8 protein-coding genes are annotated in these 14,861 nt (G+C 65.0%); 2 read left to right on the top strand and 6 right to left on the bottom strand.

What is annotated here, in order from left to right:
• Positions 1 to 21: 21 nt before the first annotated feature.
• Genes A3AI_RS0120390 through A3AI_RS0120380 form a run of 3 tightly spaced genes read right to left on the bottom strand, consistent with a single transcriptional unit; the run spans position 22 to position 6,750 of the window.
• Entirely contained in the window at positions 22 to 900 is an 879-nt protein-coding gene (locus A3AI_RS0120390; protein ID WP_024517347.1) for a transglutaminase family protein, read from the bottom strand.
• On the bottom strand, positions 897 to 3,443 hold the full coding sequence (locus A3AI_RS0120385; RefSeq protein ID WP_024517346.1) for a circularly permuted type 2 ATP-grasp protein: 2,547 nt from the start codon (positions 3,441 to 3,443) through the stop codon (positions 897 to 899). The genes A3AI_RS0120390 and A3AI_RS0120385 overlap by 4 nt, the downstream gene beginning before the upstream one ends.
• A gap of 28 nt (positions 3,444 to 3,471) precedes the next feature.
• Positions 3,472 to 6,750 carry a transglutaminase family protein gene (locus A3AI_RS0120380; RefSeq protein ID WP_024517345.1) on the bottom strand — a complete coding sequence of 1,093 codons (3,279 nt, stop codon included), beginning with the start codon at positions 6,748 to 6,750 and terminating at the stop codon, positions 3,472 to 3,474.
• Positions 6,751 to 7,612: 862 nt separating this feature from the next.
• Between A3AI_RS0120380 and panE the strand changes: the two genes are divergently transcribed.
• Positions 7,613 to 8,548: a 2-dehydropantoate 2-reductase gene (gene panE, locus A3AI_RS0120370; protein WP_024517344.1), complete on the top strand. Its 936-nt coding sequence runs from the start codon at positions 7,613 to 7,615 to the stop codon at positions 8,546 to 8,548.
• A 674-nt stretch (positions 8,549 to 9,222) separates the two neighbouring features.
• Complete coding sequence (locus A3AI_RS0120365) at positions 9,223 to 10,134, top strand: phosphatase PAP2 family protein (protein ID WP_198030155.1); 912 nt, start codon at positions 9,223 to 9,225, stop codon at positions 10,132 to 10,134.
• Here A3AI_RS0120365 and A3AI_RS0120360 read toward each other — a convergent pair.
• The 3 genes from A3AI_RS0120360 to A3AI_RS0120350 form a co-directional block, all read right to left on the bottom strand.
• Entirely contained in the window at positions 10,127 to 12,247 is a 2,121-nt protein-coding gene (locus A3AI_RS0120360) for a tetratricopeptide repeat protein (protein ID WP_024517342.1), read from the bottom strand. The genes A3AI_RS0120365 and A3AI_RS0120360 overlap by 8 nt on opposite strands.
• Positions 12,248 to 12,365: 118 nt before the next feature.
• A complete protein-coding gene (locus A3AI_RS0120355; protein WP_024517341.1) occupies positions 12,366 to 13,889 on the bottom strand; it encodes a UxaA family hydrolase in 1,524 nt (507 codons plus the stop codon).
• Between the two features lie 166 nt (positions 13,890 to 14,055).
• A complete protein-coding gene (locus A3AI_RS0120350; protein ID WP_024517340.1) occupies positions 14,056 to 14,835 on the bottom strand; it encodes an HpcH/HpaI aldolase family protein in 780 nt (259 codons plus the stop codon).
• Positions 14,836 to 14,861 lie beyond the last annotated feature (26 nt).

Raw genomic sequence — 14,861 nt, 5'->3', positions numbered from 1 at the left:
ACACTTTTGCGGGATCACGCTCTACTCCACCAGCAGCACGTCGACCGCGACGTTGAGCTTTTGCCTGGGCGAGCCGACGATGATGCCGTCAACCGGCGAGACGTCGGAGAAATCGCGGCCCATCGCAAGCACGATGTGATCGTTCTCGACGAGGAGATCATTCGTCGGATCGAAGCCGACCCAGCCGATCGCGGCCCCGCACCACAGCGACACCCAGGCGTGCGTCGCATCCGCGCCTTCGAGCCGCGGCTTTCCCGGCGGCGGAATGGTGCGCAGATAACCGCTGACATAGGCCGCCGGCAGCCCGAGGCCGCGCAGCCCCGCGATCATCACATGTGCAAAGTCCTGGCAGACGCCGTGGCGTTTCTCGAAGACTTCCGTCAGTGGCGTCGAGATCACGGTCGCCTTGGGATCGTATCTGAACTGGCTGCGGATTCGATGCATGAAATCGACTGCGCCGACGAGAATGCCACCACCGGGCGGAAAGCTCGCCGCGGCATAAGCGGTGATCGGGGACAGCACCGGCACCAGCGCGCTTGCAAAGACATAGCCTATGGGCGACGCCGGCCCGAGGCTGTTGGCTGCAAAGGCGACATCGCGAATCTCTTCCCACGCCGGACTCGTCATGGTGCGGCCCGGTGCCTTGCGGTCGACGTCGACGCGCGAGCGCGAGTCGATGCGCAGATTGCGATGGGCGGCCTCGATCACCACGCTCTCGGTCAAGGTGCCGAAGAAATCGCGCCGCGCGGTGCGCTCGGCCGGCCGCGGCCTGATCTCGACATGATGTGAGATCAGCTGCTGGCCATGGCCGCTCAACGGCTCGAGTCGGAGCGTGCAGCGGGCGTAGCTCACCGCGCTCTCGTAAGCATAGGTCGTCACGTGACGGATGTCGTAGATCACGCCAGGCCCGTGAGCTTTTCGGGCCGGCTGGCATTGGGTCCGTGCGGGAAATAATGCTGCCCGATGGCGTCGGCGAGGCTGAGCAGATCCTGCTCCAGCGCAAACAGCGTCTTGGTGTCGAGGGTTGCGGCTTCGGCGGTGGTCAGCGTCGAGCGCAGCCCGACCGCAAGCCGCTGCGGCCGCTCGATCAGCCCGGTCTCCTTCAGCGCCGGCAGGCTTGCGATGTGCTCGTTCAGCGCCTCGACCTGGAAAGCGACCGAGCGCGGATTGTAGCTGTCGAGCACCGCCAGATCGCGGACCGGCGCGAGCACTGGCGCCAACAGATAACGTGAGCGGTAGGTGATCTGGCAATCGACCAGCGTGAGCAGTGTGTCGAGGTCCTCGTCGCCCGCCTCGTCATAGGCGAATTGGCGCGCGAAGCGCGCGGTATTGATGGCGCGCTCGGCGCGGCGGCCCATTTCGAGGAAGCGCCAGCCGGCGGCGCGGTTCATGTTCTCCTGCGCAAGGCCAGCGAAGCTTGCGAGCTCCTGCAAGGTCAGCTCGGCGGCGCTGATGACGCCGTCGTCATCCTCGACCTCGTACGCAAGCCGTTCCGCCATCTCGGTGATGACCTGCCAGGCATCAGGCGACAGCCGCTCGCGCAGCGAGGTCGCGGTGCGCTGGGCCGAGCGCACGAGACTGAGCGCCGAGCCGAACCGCCCCTCCGCCTGCAACGCCTCGGCCGCAACCTTCGCCGATTGCGCGCGCGACGTCTGCGACGCCGCGCCCCAGGCGACCAGGAGGCGCTGGATGCGCTCGGCGACCTGAAGCGAACCGGACGCGCCCTTCCCTGTATCGCGCTGCTGCGCGCCGAGCGCGCGCACCAGGCGCAGGGTCGCTTCAGCGCGCTCGAGATAGCGGCCGAGCCAGAACAGATTGTCGGCGGCACGGCTGGGCAGCACGCCGGCGATGCGGCGGATGCGCACGGTGTCCGACGCCGGCAACAGCGTGTGGGTCGAGACTTGCTTGTCGGCCACGACCCAGACATCGGCGGCGCGGGCGCCATTGCCCATCGATACCGCCCTCGCGTCGAGCTGGTCGGCGATCCGGCAGAAGCCACCCGGCATCATGACCCAGCCGTTTTCGGTCGCGGCCGCGAACACCCTGAGCACAAAGGGGCGGGGGGCGAGCCGTCCCTGGTCCCACACCGGCATGGTCGAGAGCCGCACCAGTTCCTGCCCGACATAGTCGATGCCGCGGTCGCGGATAGCAGTCTTCAACTGCTCACGCTCGCTCGGCGGCAGCTCGGCTGCCAGCACCGGCCCGTGATTGGCGATGCCCGGCACGCCCCGTCCATATGCGCCTTCAATGGCGAAATCGTCGAGCCGCGAGAGCACTTCCTCGCGCGCGGCCTTCTGCCCGCACCACCAGGTGGCGATGTGCGGTATCTTCAGCTCTTCGCCTAGCAGGCGGCGGGACAGGCTCGGCAGGAAGCCCAGCAGCGCCCGGGCTTCGAGGACGCCCGAGCCCGGCATGTTGGCGACCACGGCACCGCTCTTGCGCAACACGTCGATCAATCCGGGCACGCCGAGATGCGAGGAGGCATCTAGCTCGAGCGGATCGAGCGAGTTGGAATCGACCCGCCGCAGCAGCACGTCGAGCCGCTTCAGGCCAGCGACGGTGCGAATATGGATGCGATCGCCTGACACGGCGAGATCATCGCCCTCGACCAGCAGGAAGCCGAGATAGCGGGCGAGCGTCGCATGCTCGAAATAGGTCTCGCTGAAGCTGCCCGGCGTCAGCAGGCCGATGCGCGGCTCGTCGCGGTCGGCGCTGCCGCGCAAGGAATCGCGGAACGCTTCGAAGAACGGCGCGAGCCGCTCGACATTCATCGACTTGAACAGCGAGGCGAAGGCACGCGACAGCACCAGGCGATTTTCCAGCGCATAGCCCGCGCCGGACGGCGCTTGCGTCCGGTCGGACAGCACCCACCAGCGGCCATCAGGGCCACGGCCGACATCGGCGGCGTAGAGTGCAAGATAGCGCCCGCCGGGCGGCTTGATGCCGCAAACGGGCCGCAGATATTCGCCGCTGCCGGCGATCGCGGCCGCCGGGATCGCGCCGTCCGCGACCAGCCGGCCCTCGCCGTAGATGTCGCGCAGCACGAGTTCCAGGAGCTGCGCGCGCTGGACGATGCCGGCGGAGAGCTGCTGCCACTCGGCCTCGTCGATCAGGAGCGGCAGATGGCTCAGCGGCCATAGCCGCTCGGCGGCCTCGCCCGGTGCACGGTAGGTGACGCCGGCCTCGCGCAGATGCCGGTCGGCGGCGCCGAAACGGCGCTCGATCTCGGGGGCGGACAAGTTTGAAAAGGCGTCGAAAAAGCGGGTCCAGACCGCGCGCGGGCCGTCCTCGCCCAGATATTCGTCGGGAATGCCGGGAAGCCGGGCGTAATCGCGCATCCATTGCGCCACCCGCCGCTGCCCCGGGCGCGGCCGGACGGCGGCCTGTGCCTGCCCGGCGCCGTCCCCCGTCCCCTGACCCGTCCCTTGGTCAGTGTCCGCCATCCCGACTCTCCTGCCAAAACGTTATTCTTCAATGCGGGAGCGGTGTTCTCAAGTCGAGAGTCAGAGGAAATTCGTGGCTGCGCTCCTCGCGCGGCGGATCAATCTTGCCGGGCGTGTGGCCGTGATCCTGAAAGCGGGCGAGCCGCCGCGCCTCGGCCTCGTAAGAATTGACCGGTTTTGTTTCATAGTTACGACCGCCGGGATGGGCGACATGATAGACGCAGCCGCCAAGCGAGCGGCCGTTCCAGCTATCGATCAGGTCAAAGGTCAGGGGCGCATGGACGGGGATGGTCGGATGCAGGCCTGAGGCCTGCTGCCAGGCCTTGAAGCGCACGCCCGCGACTGCTTCGCCCGCGCGGCCCGTGGCGGTCATGGGCAGCCGCCGGCCGTTGCAGGTGATGATGTGGCGGCCCTCGACAAAGCCTTCCGCCTTGACCTGCAGCCGTTCGACCGAGGAATCGACATAGCGCACGGTGCCGCCTGACGTGCCCTCCTCGCCCAGCACATGCCAAGGCTCCAGCGCCTGCCTGAGTTCCATCGACACGCCGCCGTGGTGGACGCGGCCGAAGGCGGGAAAGCGGAATTCGAGCTGGGCGAGATACCATTCGGGCGAGAAGTCGTAGCCCGAGAGTTTCAGATCCGACAGCACGTCGAGAAAGTCTTGCCAGATGAAGTGCGGCAGCATGAAGCGGTCGTGCAGCGAGGTGCCCCAGCGCACGAACTTGCCCTCCTGCGGCTCGCGCCACAGTTTTGCCAGGAGCGCCCGGACCAAGAGCTGCTGCGCCAACGACATGCGCGGATCGGGCGGCATTTCGAGCGCGCGGAATTCGACCAGGCCGAGCCGCCCGGTCGGGCCGTCGGGCGAATAGAGCTTGTCGATGCAGATTTCGGCGCGGTGGGTGTTGCCGGTGATGTCGACCAGGATATGCCGGAACAGACGGTCGACCAGCCACAGCGGAATCTCCTCGCCGCCCGGCGGCGGCACTTTCGAGATCGCGATCTCCAGCTCATAGAGGCCGTCATGCCGCGCCTCATCGATGCGCGGGGCCTGGCTGGTCGGGCCGAGGAACATGCCGGAGAAGAAATAGGACAGCGAGGGATGGCGCTGCCAGTACAGCACCAGGCTCTTCAACAGATCCGGGCGGCGCAGGAAGGGCGAGTCCTGCGGCATCGAGCCGCCGACCACGATATGGTTGCCGCCGCCGGTGCCGGTGTGGCGCCCGTCGACCAGGAAGCGGTTGGCCCCGAGCCGCACTTTTGCGGCATCCTCGTAGAGGCCGAAGGTGATGTCGACCGCCTCGCGCCAATTGGCTGCCGGCTGCACATTGACCTCGATGACGCCGGGATCGGGCGTCACCTTGATCACCTCGACGCGCGGATCGAAAGGCGGCGCATAGCCCTCGACATGGACTTGCATCTTCATGTCTTCCGCAGTTGCTTCAACAACCGCGACTAACTCCAGGTAATCGTCGAGCTTTTCGGTCGGCGGCATGAAGGCGCAGAGCACGCCGTCGCGGATTTCGATCGACATCGCGGTGCGCACGCCGCCACCGCCTGCGCGCTGCTGCTGCACCGCCTGCTGCGACGCGGCGGCCGGGTGGCTTGCCTGCTCGAACACCGGCAGGGCGCTGCGCGGCTCCATCGGATCCTGCTCGACGACATAGGGATAGTCCTCGGCCGGGATATGGGGCAGCGAATTGATCGGCAGCCGCAAGCCCAGCGGCGAGTCGCCCGGGACCAGATAAAGATTGCCGCGCCGGAGCTGCCAGCGCTCGCTGCGCCAACGGGACGCATCGGCGTTCCAACGCTGGATCGGCAGCACAAAACCCTTCGGGATGTTCAGCCCCTGGTCGAACACGCGCGCCATGCGCGCCCGCTCCTCGGGATCGGGCAATTTGGAGTCGGCCGGCGTGACATTGGTCGGCAGCGTGGCTTCGCGCGCCAACCAGTGGTTTGTATCCTCGAAGGCCGGGATGACAAAGTCGGGACCGAGACCGAGCTTCTCTGCAGCCGCCTCCGCAAAGCGCCCGGCATCGTCGATACTGGCCTTGCGCGGGCGTTCGATGGTCGCAATCAGGTCGGCGTTCTTCCAGATCGGCACACCGTCCTTGCGCCAGTAAAGGCCGAAGGCCCAGCGCGGCAGGCTTTCGCCCGGGTACCACTTGCCCTGCCCGTAATGCAGCAGCCCGCCCGGCGCGAAGCGCGTGCGCAGGCGGCGGATCAGATCGTCGGCAAGACCGCGCTTGGTGGGGCCGACGGCCGCGACATTCCACTCCGGCGATTCCATGTCGTCGACGGAGACGAAGGTCGGCTCGCCGCCCATGGTGAGGCGCATGTCCTGTGCCTTGAGGTCGGCATCGACCCGCTCGCCCAATTTGTCGAGCGCAGCCCAGGCGTCATCGGAAAATGGCCTTGTGATCCGAGGCGCTTCGCGGATGCGCTTCACGCTCATTTCGAAGGCGAAGTCAACATTGGCAAAGCCGGCGCTGCCGGCAACCGGCGCGGCCGAGCGGTAATGCGGCGTGGCGGCGACCGGGATGTGCCCCTCGCCCGCCAGCATGCCCGAGGTGGCATCAAATCCGATCCAGCCCGCGCCGGGCAGATAGACTTCAGCCCAGGCGTGGAGATCGGTGAAATCGTTCGCGACCTGGACCGGTCCTTCGACCGGATCGATGTCGGGCCTGAGCTGGATCAGATAGCCGGAGACGAAGCGCGCGGCGAGGCCGAGATGGCGCAGCGTCTGGATCAGCAGCCACGCGGAGTCGCGGCATGAGCCGGCGCAAGAAGAGAGCGTTTCCTCCGGCGCCTGAACGCCCGGCTCCATCCTGATGATGTAGCGAATCCTTTTCTGCAGGTTCGCGTTGAGCTCGACCAGAAAGTTGACGGTCGAGTCCGCCTCACGCGGGATGGAATCGAGCCACGCCTTGAGCAACGGCCCCGGCTCGATGGTCTCCAGATACGGCGTAAGCTCGGTCTTCAAGTCCTTGCCGTATTCGAACGGAAAGCTGGTGGCGTAAGGCTCGACAAAGAAATCGAAGGGATTCACGACCGTCATCTGCGCCGTGAAGTCGACCTCTATTCTGAACTCGGTCGTCTTCTCCGGAAAGACGTAGCGCGCGAGCCAGTTGCCCTGCGGGTCCTGCTGCCAGTTCACGAAATGGTTCGCGGGCGTGACCTTCAGCGAATAGGAAAGGATCGGCGTGCGGGTGTGCGGAGCGGGGCGCAGGCGGATGACTTGCGGGCCCAGATCGATCGGACGGTCGTAGTTGTAGTGCGTGACGTGATGTAATGCGACGAAGATCGACACAGGCGGAGCGCTCCAGCAGCTTTTTTAAGCAGAACATTGCTGGGGGGACGGATCAAGCATTAACAACGGGCAGTAAATGCCTACGAAGTATCCCATCGTCCCGGCCGTAGGATCGGTAACGCATCCTACGAATTATGAAGCGGGTCCGCATGGGCCACGACGACTTATCCTCGCGACGCCAATCGCCCGAGTTTTGCTGACCTCTTCACCCTCTTCAAAAGCCGAGGGCGCAGGGAAGACCGGGTGACCGCATGCACCCGGGGCCTCCGCGCAAAAGATTGCGCGAAGAGCGCGTTGACCACAGGTACAGGCGGGATCAGCCCGGCCTTCCCTGCGCAGTGGTTTTACGGCTTATACGTACTCTCCTCGGTGAACCATCCCGTTTGCCACCGTCGCAGGCCGCGATGCCTGAGCATCGAAAGCCCACTTAGCGCCGGAACCTTGGGGCGCCAGGACCACACGACTTCGCCGTCCGCGATGATGCCGCACGTCTCCGGCACCTCCACGTCCACCGCAATTCCGCACCACGTTTCGTGACGACGCGTAACGCCCCTCGTGTCGGCTCGGAATGGAGATAGCTAAGCATACTTTCTGAAAAAAAGAAAGAAGAATTTGCCGGGCATGAGGCCAGCCATGGGATCAGTCTGAAATCGCTCTCGAAACTCGCTTTTACGCGAATTAATTTTTGACGCTCTGGCCGATGCCATCTGCTCGGCCGGCCAGGGCTGTCTGCTTGAGTCGCCCGACGAGCAAGATCGGGTAGCTCAAAATACCCTCGCAGTGCCTGTTGCCGGCCCTTGATGTGCTTCCACCCTCCGCTGCAGACTGGTGGAGTAGACTTGTTGGCCTCGAGGGTTGTCGAATGAAAGTGCTTGTTATTGGCGCCGGAGCGCTCGGCGGCTATTTCGGAGGCTGCCTGGCTCGCGCCGGGCGTGACGTGACCTTCCTGGTGCGCGCACGGCGGGCCGAGCAACTTGCCCGCACCGGTCTCAGCATCGTGAGTCCGCACGACAACTTCGTCGTATCCCCCAAGCTCGTGGCTGCGAAGGACCTCGCAGGGAGCTTTGATGTCATCCTGGTCGGGGTCAAAGCCTATTCCCTTGATGAAGCGATGGAGGAATTCGCCCACGTGGTCGGGCCGGGCACGATGATACTGCCCATCCTCAACGGTCTGAAACATATCGACCGGCTGACATCGAGATTCAGTGCGGGCCAGGTCCTGGGAGGGATGGCCAATATCAGCGCGGGGCTGGATACCGAGGGCCGGATCGTCCAGTTCTTCCCCAACAACCAACTCCTGTTCGGCGAATTGCAGGGTGGACCGAGCGATCGAACGGCTGCACTTGCTTCCATGTTCACGAGCGCAGGCGTTGAGGGACGCGCAAGCCCAGCAGTGATGCATGACATGTGGGAGAAGTTTGTGCAGTTGAGCACGGTCGCCGGCATCACCTGCATCATGCGGGCTAGCATCGGGGACATTCTCGCGGTGCCCCGCGGCCGCGAAGCGATCTTTCAACTGTTCGATGAATGCTGCGCCGTCGCGACCGCCGCCGGCTTCAGGCCGCGTCCCGCATTCATCGAGTTCGACCACACGCTTCTTTCAACGGAGGGCTCGCCCTTGAAGGCATCGATGTTGCGGGACATCGAACGCGGCTCGGTCACCGAGGGCGACCATATCCTGGGTGATCTCGCGAGCCGCGCGCGAGCGCTGGACGTGAATACGCCATTGCTCGACCTGGCCCGAGCGCATGTCGCGGCCTATGAACTTGGTCGCGCCAAAGCTTCGGCCGGTGCATAGGGTCTTGCGCGGCTCTGCGCAGGCTCGACAACCGGCGGCGACCAGTCGCGTCTGTGCATCTCCTCACCTCGGAACGACCGGCATCATGTGATGTCCACGCTGGACGAGCAGCGTGGCCCGATTTGGTCACCGCAAAACCTGCACGGGTTTATGTTCTCCGCATTCTCTTGCGCACGCGCGAGCGCAGCGGCCGCCACGCCGGCACCGAGTCCAACCGCCACCTGAAAAACAGATCGTATATTTACACAACCTTAGATGTTATGATCGTATTTCTACCTTAGATAGTAATTTGGAATGGAATATTGCGCATGGAATGAGCTTTGCCCTCATCGGGCGGCGCCTGGTCAAGCGAATCAGCAGGGCGGCTAGCACCGATTTTTGCCGAATACGATTGCGCATCTCGAGCTAAGTGACGACGACCTGCCTGCAGGTCATCGCTCAACGACGCGTCGTGCTCTGCGGAAATATCCAAACATTTTGGGACGACGGCACCGGCCGGGGCGGGAAATCGCTCGCCCACGCAGGCATGCGTTTTCCCGCATCTGCATCAACAAGAAGAGAACAACACGATGCACGGGACACCATCGCCGGCACTACGGCCGGTTCGACCACCATTGACTTTTGCCGATCCCGAAGTCGCAGCGGCATGGAGTCTGTTTCGCTTCAATTGGCGTGTGCTGGCCGGCATCATCGGAGTGATCGTCGCGTCGCTTGTCACATCCCAATTCTATATTCAACCTGCGGGATATGTCGCAGTCTTCGCGGTTGCCGGCGTGTACTGGTGGTTCGGACAACGCGGCGCGCAATCAGCGGCACAAACCCATCCCAAGCTGTTCTTTGGCCTCATCGCGTTGGCTCAACTGGTGCTGGCGGTGCCGATCACCGTGACCCTGACCTACATCGCGACCTCCATCGACCTGCCACTGCAAGACGCCAGACTGCTAGCCTGGGACCGTGCGTTGGGGTTCGACTTCCGGAGCCTGCTCGATCTGACCAATCGTCACCGCGAGCTGATCCCTCCGCTCGCCAGCTCATACAACTCCATCGGCCCGCAGCTCCTCACAGCAACCTTACTTCTGCCCCTCGTCGGATATTACCGACGAAGTGGGGAGATGCTTTGCGCATACCTGCTCGCCGTCCTGGTGACGACCATCATTTCGACGCTCGTGCCGGCCATCGGCGTCTATGGTGAGCTCGGCCTGCACCCGTCCGATTTCCCGCAGATCGAGCCGGGCGGCTATTACGCGACCCTGCGTGATGCGCCGCTTGTGCGCGACGGCTCGCTGCGCGAATTGAGCGTGACGCATCTGGCCGGCGTCCTTACTTTTCCCAGTTTCCACGCGGTATCGGCGATCCTCTATGGATGGGCTTTCTGGCCGCTGCGCTGGGTAAGACCGTTGGCCGTCGCCTGGAACGCCATGATGCTGGTGGCGACACCCCTGGGCGGAGGACACTATCTGGTTGATGTCCTCGCCGGCATCGTGGTGGCGATCGGCGCGATCTGGATGGCGCGAAAGATCGGCGAGTTCTCTTCACGCACGCCCGGTGGAGAGTCCGACGACGCTCCCGGACCGCGCGCTATCTGAGCTCCGCCGCCTCAAGCTCCGCGGCGACACCCGCGATGACTTCATCCCACGTATCCGCCCGGCCTTTGCGGAACAGGCGTGCGCTTGGATACCACGGGCTTGTGGTGCGATCGCGCAGCCAGCGGAAGTCGGGGACGCGCGGCAGCAGCAGCCAGACCGGTTTGCCCATGGCGCCCGCGAGATGGCCGGCCGCGGTGTCGACGGTGATGACGAGATCGAGCCCGGCAATGACGGCCGCCGTGTCGGCGAAATCGTTCAGCTCGCAGCCCAGGTCGAGCATGTTGCCGCAGTTGCGGACGTCGTCCGCATCGGTGGCGCGGACATCCTTCTGCAGGCTGACGAAACTAGTACCGGGAATAGCGAGCAGCGGTGCCAGGCGTGCGAACGGGATGGAGCGCTCGTGGTCGCGGGCGTTGTCGCGGTGGCCCGACCAGGCGAGACCGATACGCAAACCGTCTTTCGGCAGGCGTGGCGCCCATGCGGCGAACCGGTCTGCCGGCGCGGCGATGTAGGGAATGCCGCCCGGGATCGTTGCGACAGTTGTCGCGAATACATGCGGCAGGCTGAGCAACGGACAGTGCAAATCAAACGGTGGAAGCTCTTCGCGGCCGGCCGCGACCACCTCGACGCCGAATAGCCCGGCAAGCAACGGCTTGAGCGGCGGCTGCACCTCGAGAATGACGTTGGCGCCGCGCGCGGCTACAAGCTGCGCGTAGCGGGCGAACTGGATGGTGTCGCCGAACCCCTGCTCGGCATGCAGCAGTAGCCGTTTGCCTGCGATGTCCTGCCCCGACCACTCGGCTTGCGCAAAGCCGCGCTCGACCCAGCTCGGGAGCTTGCGGCGCCATTCATAGGCCGGCCATCCTCGCGCGAAATCGCCGGTGAGCAGCAGCAGGAAGGCCCGGTTCATCTGCGCATCGATAGATGCAGGCGCGATCGCAACGGCGCCATCGTAAGCCGTGAGCGCATCGTCGAAGCGGTTGAGCTCTTGCAGGAGGCTGCCGCGGTTGGTCAACGCCTCGACCGAATCAGAATGCAACGCAAGCGCGCGGTCGCAATCTGCCAGCGCCTCGTCGAGGCGATCGAGGGCCTGCAGCGTCACGGCACGATTGGACAGCGCCGCGGCATAATCCGGACTGAGGCGGAGCGCGGCGTCATAGCTTGCGAGCGCATCGTCGAAACGACCGAGGATTTTCAGCACATTGCCGCGGTTGGACAGCGCCTCGGGGTAATCAGGTCGCGCGACGAGTGCGCGGTCGTAGCTTGCGAGCGCGTCCTCCCGGCGACCGAGCTGGCGCAGCACGTCACCGCGGTTCGACAGCGCCTCGGCGTGATCGGGTGCGACGCCGAGCGCGCGATCGTAGCTTGCAAGCGCTTCCGCAAAGCGCTTCAAGTCGTGCAGTGTCACGCCGCGGTTGAACAGCGCCTGCGCGTCCTCCGGCCGGGCCGTCAAGGCGCGGTCGTAGCTCGCCAGCGCGTCGTCGAAGCGCGCCAGGCACTTGAGCGCGTTGCCGCGGTTGGACAGGGCCTCGGCATGATCTGGCGCGACCTTGAGCACGCGATCGTAGCTTGCCAGCGCCTCCTCGTTGCGGCCGAGCGCGGCCAGTGCCGCGCCGCGATTGCACAGCGCTTCGGTGTGGTCTGGCCTTGCAAGCAGCGCGCGCTCGTAACTCTCCAGCGCATCGCGCGGTCGCCCGAGCGCAACCAGGGCATTGCCGCGGCTGTAGAGCACCTCGGCGTCGCCAGGACGCAGCGACAAGGAGCGGTCGTAGCTCTTGATCGCCTCCGCGAAGCGTTGCCGGCCGGCGAGCGCGAGGCCGAGGTTGGAATGATAGACCGGACTTTTCGGATCGTGCGCGATCGCCCGCTCGATCAGATCGATGGCGACGTCATGCTGCCCGACCTGGGACGCAATCACGCCGAGCAGATGCAGCGCATCAGCGTGATCGGGCTTGAGCGCCAGCGTCTCGCGATAGAGCGTCTCGGCCTGCGCAAGCCGGCCGGCCTGGTGATGGACGAGGCCGGATGAAAACAGGCCCGCAACGCGCGGGTCCGACGGCGCGCCGCTTCGCCTCGCGGCCGCTTCGTTGGCGCGGCGTAATTTCCGGTTCATGTCGAGGCCCCCCGGGGATTGCTCCCGGGAAGCGCTGGTCATCCGATGCGGCGATTCACGGAATACTGCCGAAGTATAGGCCGGTGCAGTGATTCGGCATACCGCTCGGAGCCGGTGCTTACATCGTCGCGCCGAGCACCCATGGGGCGAACTCGGCACCGCCGAAATCAAAACTCTCGCTCTTGGTCGGCTTGCCGGACGCCGTCTGCAGGATCAGGTCGAAGATGCGCTGGCCGCAGGCTTGCACGGTCTCCTCGCCGTCGAGGATGGTGCCGCAGTTGACGTCCATGTCGTCTTCCATGCGCTTGTACATGGGGGTGTTGGTCGCGAGCTTGATCGATGGCGCGGGCTTGCAGCCGAACACGCTGCCGCGTCCGGTGGTGAAACAGACGAGATTGGCGCCGCCGGCCACCTGCCCCGTCGCTGCAACCGGGTCGTAGCCGGGCGTATCCATGAACACGAAACCCTTCTTGGTGACGGCTTCCGCGTAGTGCAGCACGTCGACGAGATTGGTGCTGCCGGCCTTGGCCATGGCGCCGAGCGACTTTTCGAGAATCGTGGTGAGACCGCCGGCCTTGTTGCCGGGGCTCGGATTGGCGTTCATCTCCGCGCCCTCGCGCTCGGTATATTCCTCCCACCAGCGCATCAGCGACACCAGCTTCTCGCCGACCTCGCGGCTCACGGCGCGACGGGTCAGCAGATGCTCGGCGCCGTAGGTCTCCGGTGTCTCCGAGAGGATCACGGTGCCGCCATGGCGCACGATGAGATCGCTCGCCGCACCCAGTGCCGGATTCGCCGAGACGCCGGAATAGCCGTCGGAGCCGCCGCATTGCAACGCCACCGTCAATTCACTCGCCGGCACCGCCTCGCGCTTGACCTTGTTCGCATCGATCAGCGCCTCCCTCACGAACGCGACGCCGGCTTCGACGGTCTTGCGGGTGCCGCCGACTTCCTGGATGTCCATGGCACGGAGGCGGCCGGCGAGCTTCTGCTCCTGCATCAAGCCGCCGATCTGGTTCACCTCGCAACCCAGGCCCAGCACGACGACCGCGGAGAAATTGACGTGACGCGCATAACCGCCGAGCGTGCGACGGAGCAGCGCCAGCGGCTCGTCCTGGGTCATGCCGCAGCCGGTCTTGTGGGTGAGCGCGACCACGCCGTCGACATTGGGAAAGTCGGCGAGAGGATTTTCGCCGGTGAAGGGATTCTTCTTGAAGACGTCGGCGACGAGGCCCGCGACATGGGCGCTGCAATTCACCGAGGTGAGGATGCCGATATAGTTGCGGGTGGCGACGCGCCCGTCGGGGCGGCGGATGCCGTCGAAGGTCGCGGGCAAATCGAAATTCGGCGTGGGCTTGACGTCGACACCATAGGCATAGTCCTTGGCGAAATCGCCCATGCCGCAATTCTGGGTGTGGACATGCTGGCCGGGTGCGATCGGGACGAGCGCGAAGCCGATGATCTGGCCGTAGCGGCGGATCGGCTCACCCGACGCGATCGGCTTGATCGCGACCTTGTGGCCGGCAGGAATCCGTTCCGCCGTAGTGACGCCATCGGCGACAACCATCCCCGGCGGCAGGCTCGCGCGTGCGATCAGGACGCTGTCGTCAGGATGCAGGCGGATGACGGGTGCCGGGGTCATGGTGGTGTCTCCCTGTAAAGATGCCGCAGCATCCTCGTACCTCATCCTGAGGAGCCGCGCTTGCGCGGCGTCTCGAAGGATGACCGCGGATGCCGCGGGGACCTCGTGCTTCGAGACGGCCCTTCGGGCCTCCTCAGCATGAGGGTTAGAGCGTCGCTCGCGTGGATCAGGCCTTGCCGGCTGAATCCTTGCGAGTCTGATTCACTTGCATCTTGGCGTAGGTGGCCATCAGCCCGACTTCGTTCGACAGCGTGACCAGCTTGAAGCCCATGTTGATCGCGCGCACTGCGCCTTCGGCGCCCGAGCAATGGATGCCCGGGTTGAGCTTGCGCTTGTCGCACTCCTTGATGATCTTTTCGTAGATCTTGAGAATCTCGGGCTCGCTCCGGTCGAGCTTCGGCTCGAGGCCGTAGGAGAAGCCGAGATCGGACGGGCCGATATAGACGCCGTCGATGCCCTGCACGTCGAGGATGGCTTCCATGTTCTCGACCGCGGTCTTGGTCTCCATCATCGGCAGCAGCACGATCTCGTCATTGGCGGTCTTCTGGTAGGAGCCCGCAGTGCCGTACATGCCGGCGCGGATCGGGCCGTTGGAGCGGACGCCCTGCGGCGGATATTTAGCGTAGGAAACGAGGTTCTTCGCCTCCTGCGGGGTGTTGACCATCGGGCAGATCACCCCATAGGCGCCGCCGTCGAGCACCTTGCCGATGACGCCGGGCTCGTTCCAGGGCACGCGCACCATCGGCGTGACCGGATGCTTGTCCATCGCCTGGAAGCACTGCACCATGGACAGGTAGTCCTGCACGCCATGTTGCATGTCGACGGTGACGCTGTCGAAGCCGCATTGCGCGACCATCTCGGCAGAGAAGCCGGAGGGAATCGCCAGCCACGCATTCACCACCGCTTTGCCGGACGCCCAGATTTGCTTGACCTTGTTATTTGCCACTTTGCGTTCCTTCCTTTTCTGCCCGT

Origin of the sequence: Bradyrhizobium sp. Tv2a-2 (assembly GCF_000472425.1) — a bacterium.
GTDB lineage: Bacteria > Pseudomonadota > Alphaproteobacteria > Rhizobiales > Xanthobacteraceae > Bradyrhizobium.
The sequence above is the reverse complement of the archived record's forward strand: the minus strand, read 5'-3'. Positions and strand labels throughout refer to the sequence as shown.

Coding starts and splice junctions, on each gene's coding strand:
- A3AI_RS0120385 (WP_024517346.1), bottom strand. CDS start 3,443: ATGGCGGACACTGACCAAGGGACGGGTCAGGGGACGGGGGACGGCGCC.
- panE (WP_024517344.1), top strand. CDS start 7,613: ATGAAAGTGCTTGTTATTGGCGCCGGAGCGCTCGGCGGCTATTTCGGA.
- A3AI_RS0120355 (WP_024517341.1), bottom strand. CDS start 13,889: ATGACCCCGGCACCCGTCATCCGCCTGCATCCTGACGACAGCGTCCTG.
- A3AI_RS0120360 (WP_024517342.1), bottom strand. CDS start 12,247: ATGAACCGGAAATTACGCCGCGCCAACGAAGCGGCCGCGAGGCGAAGC.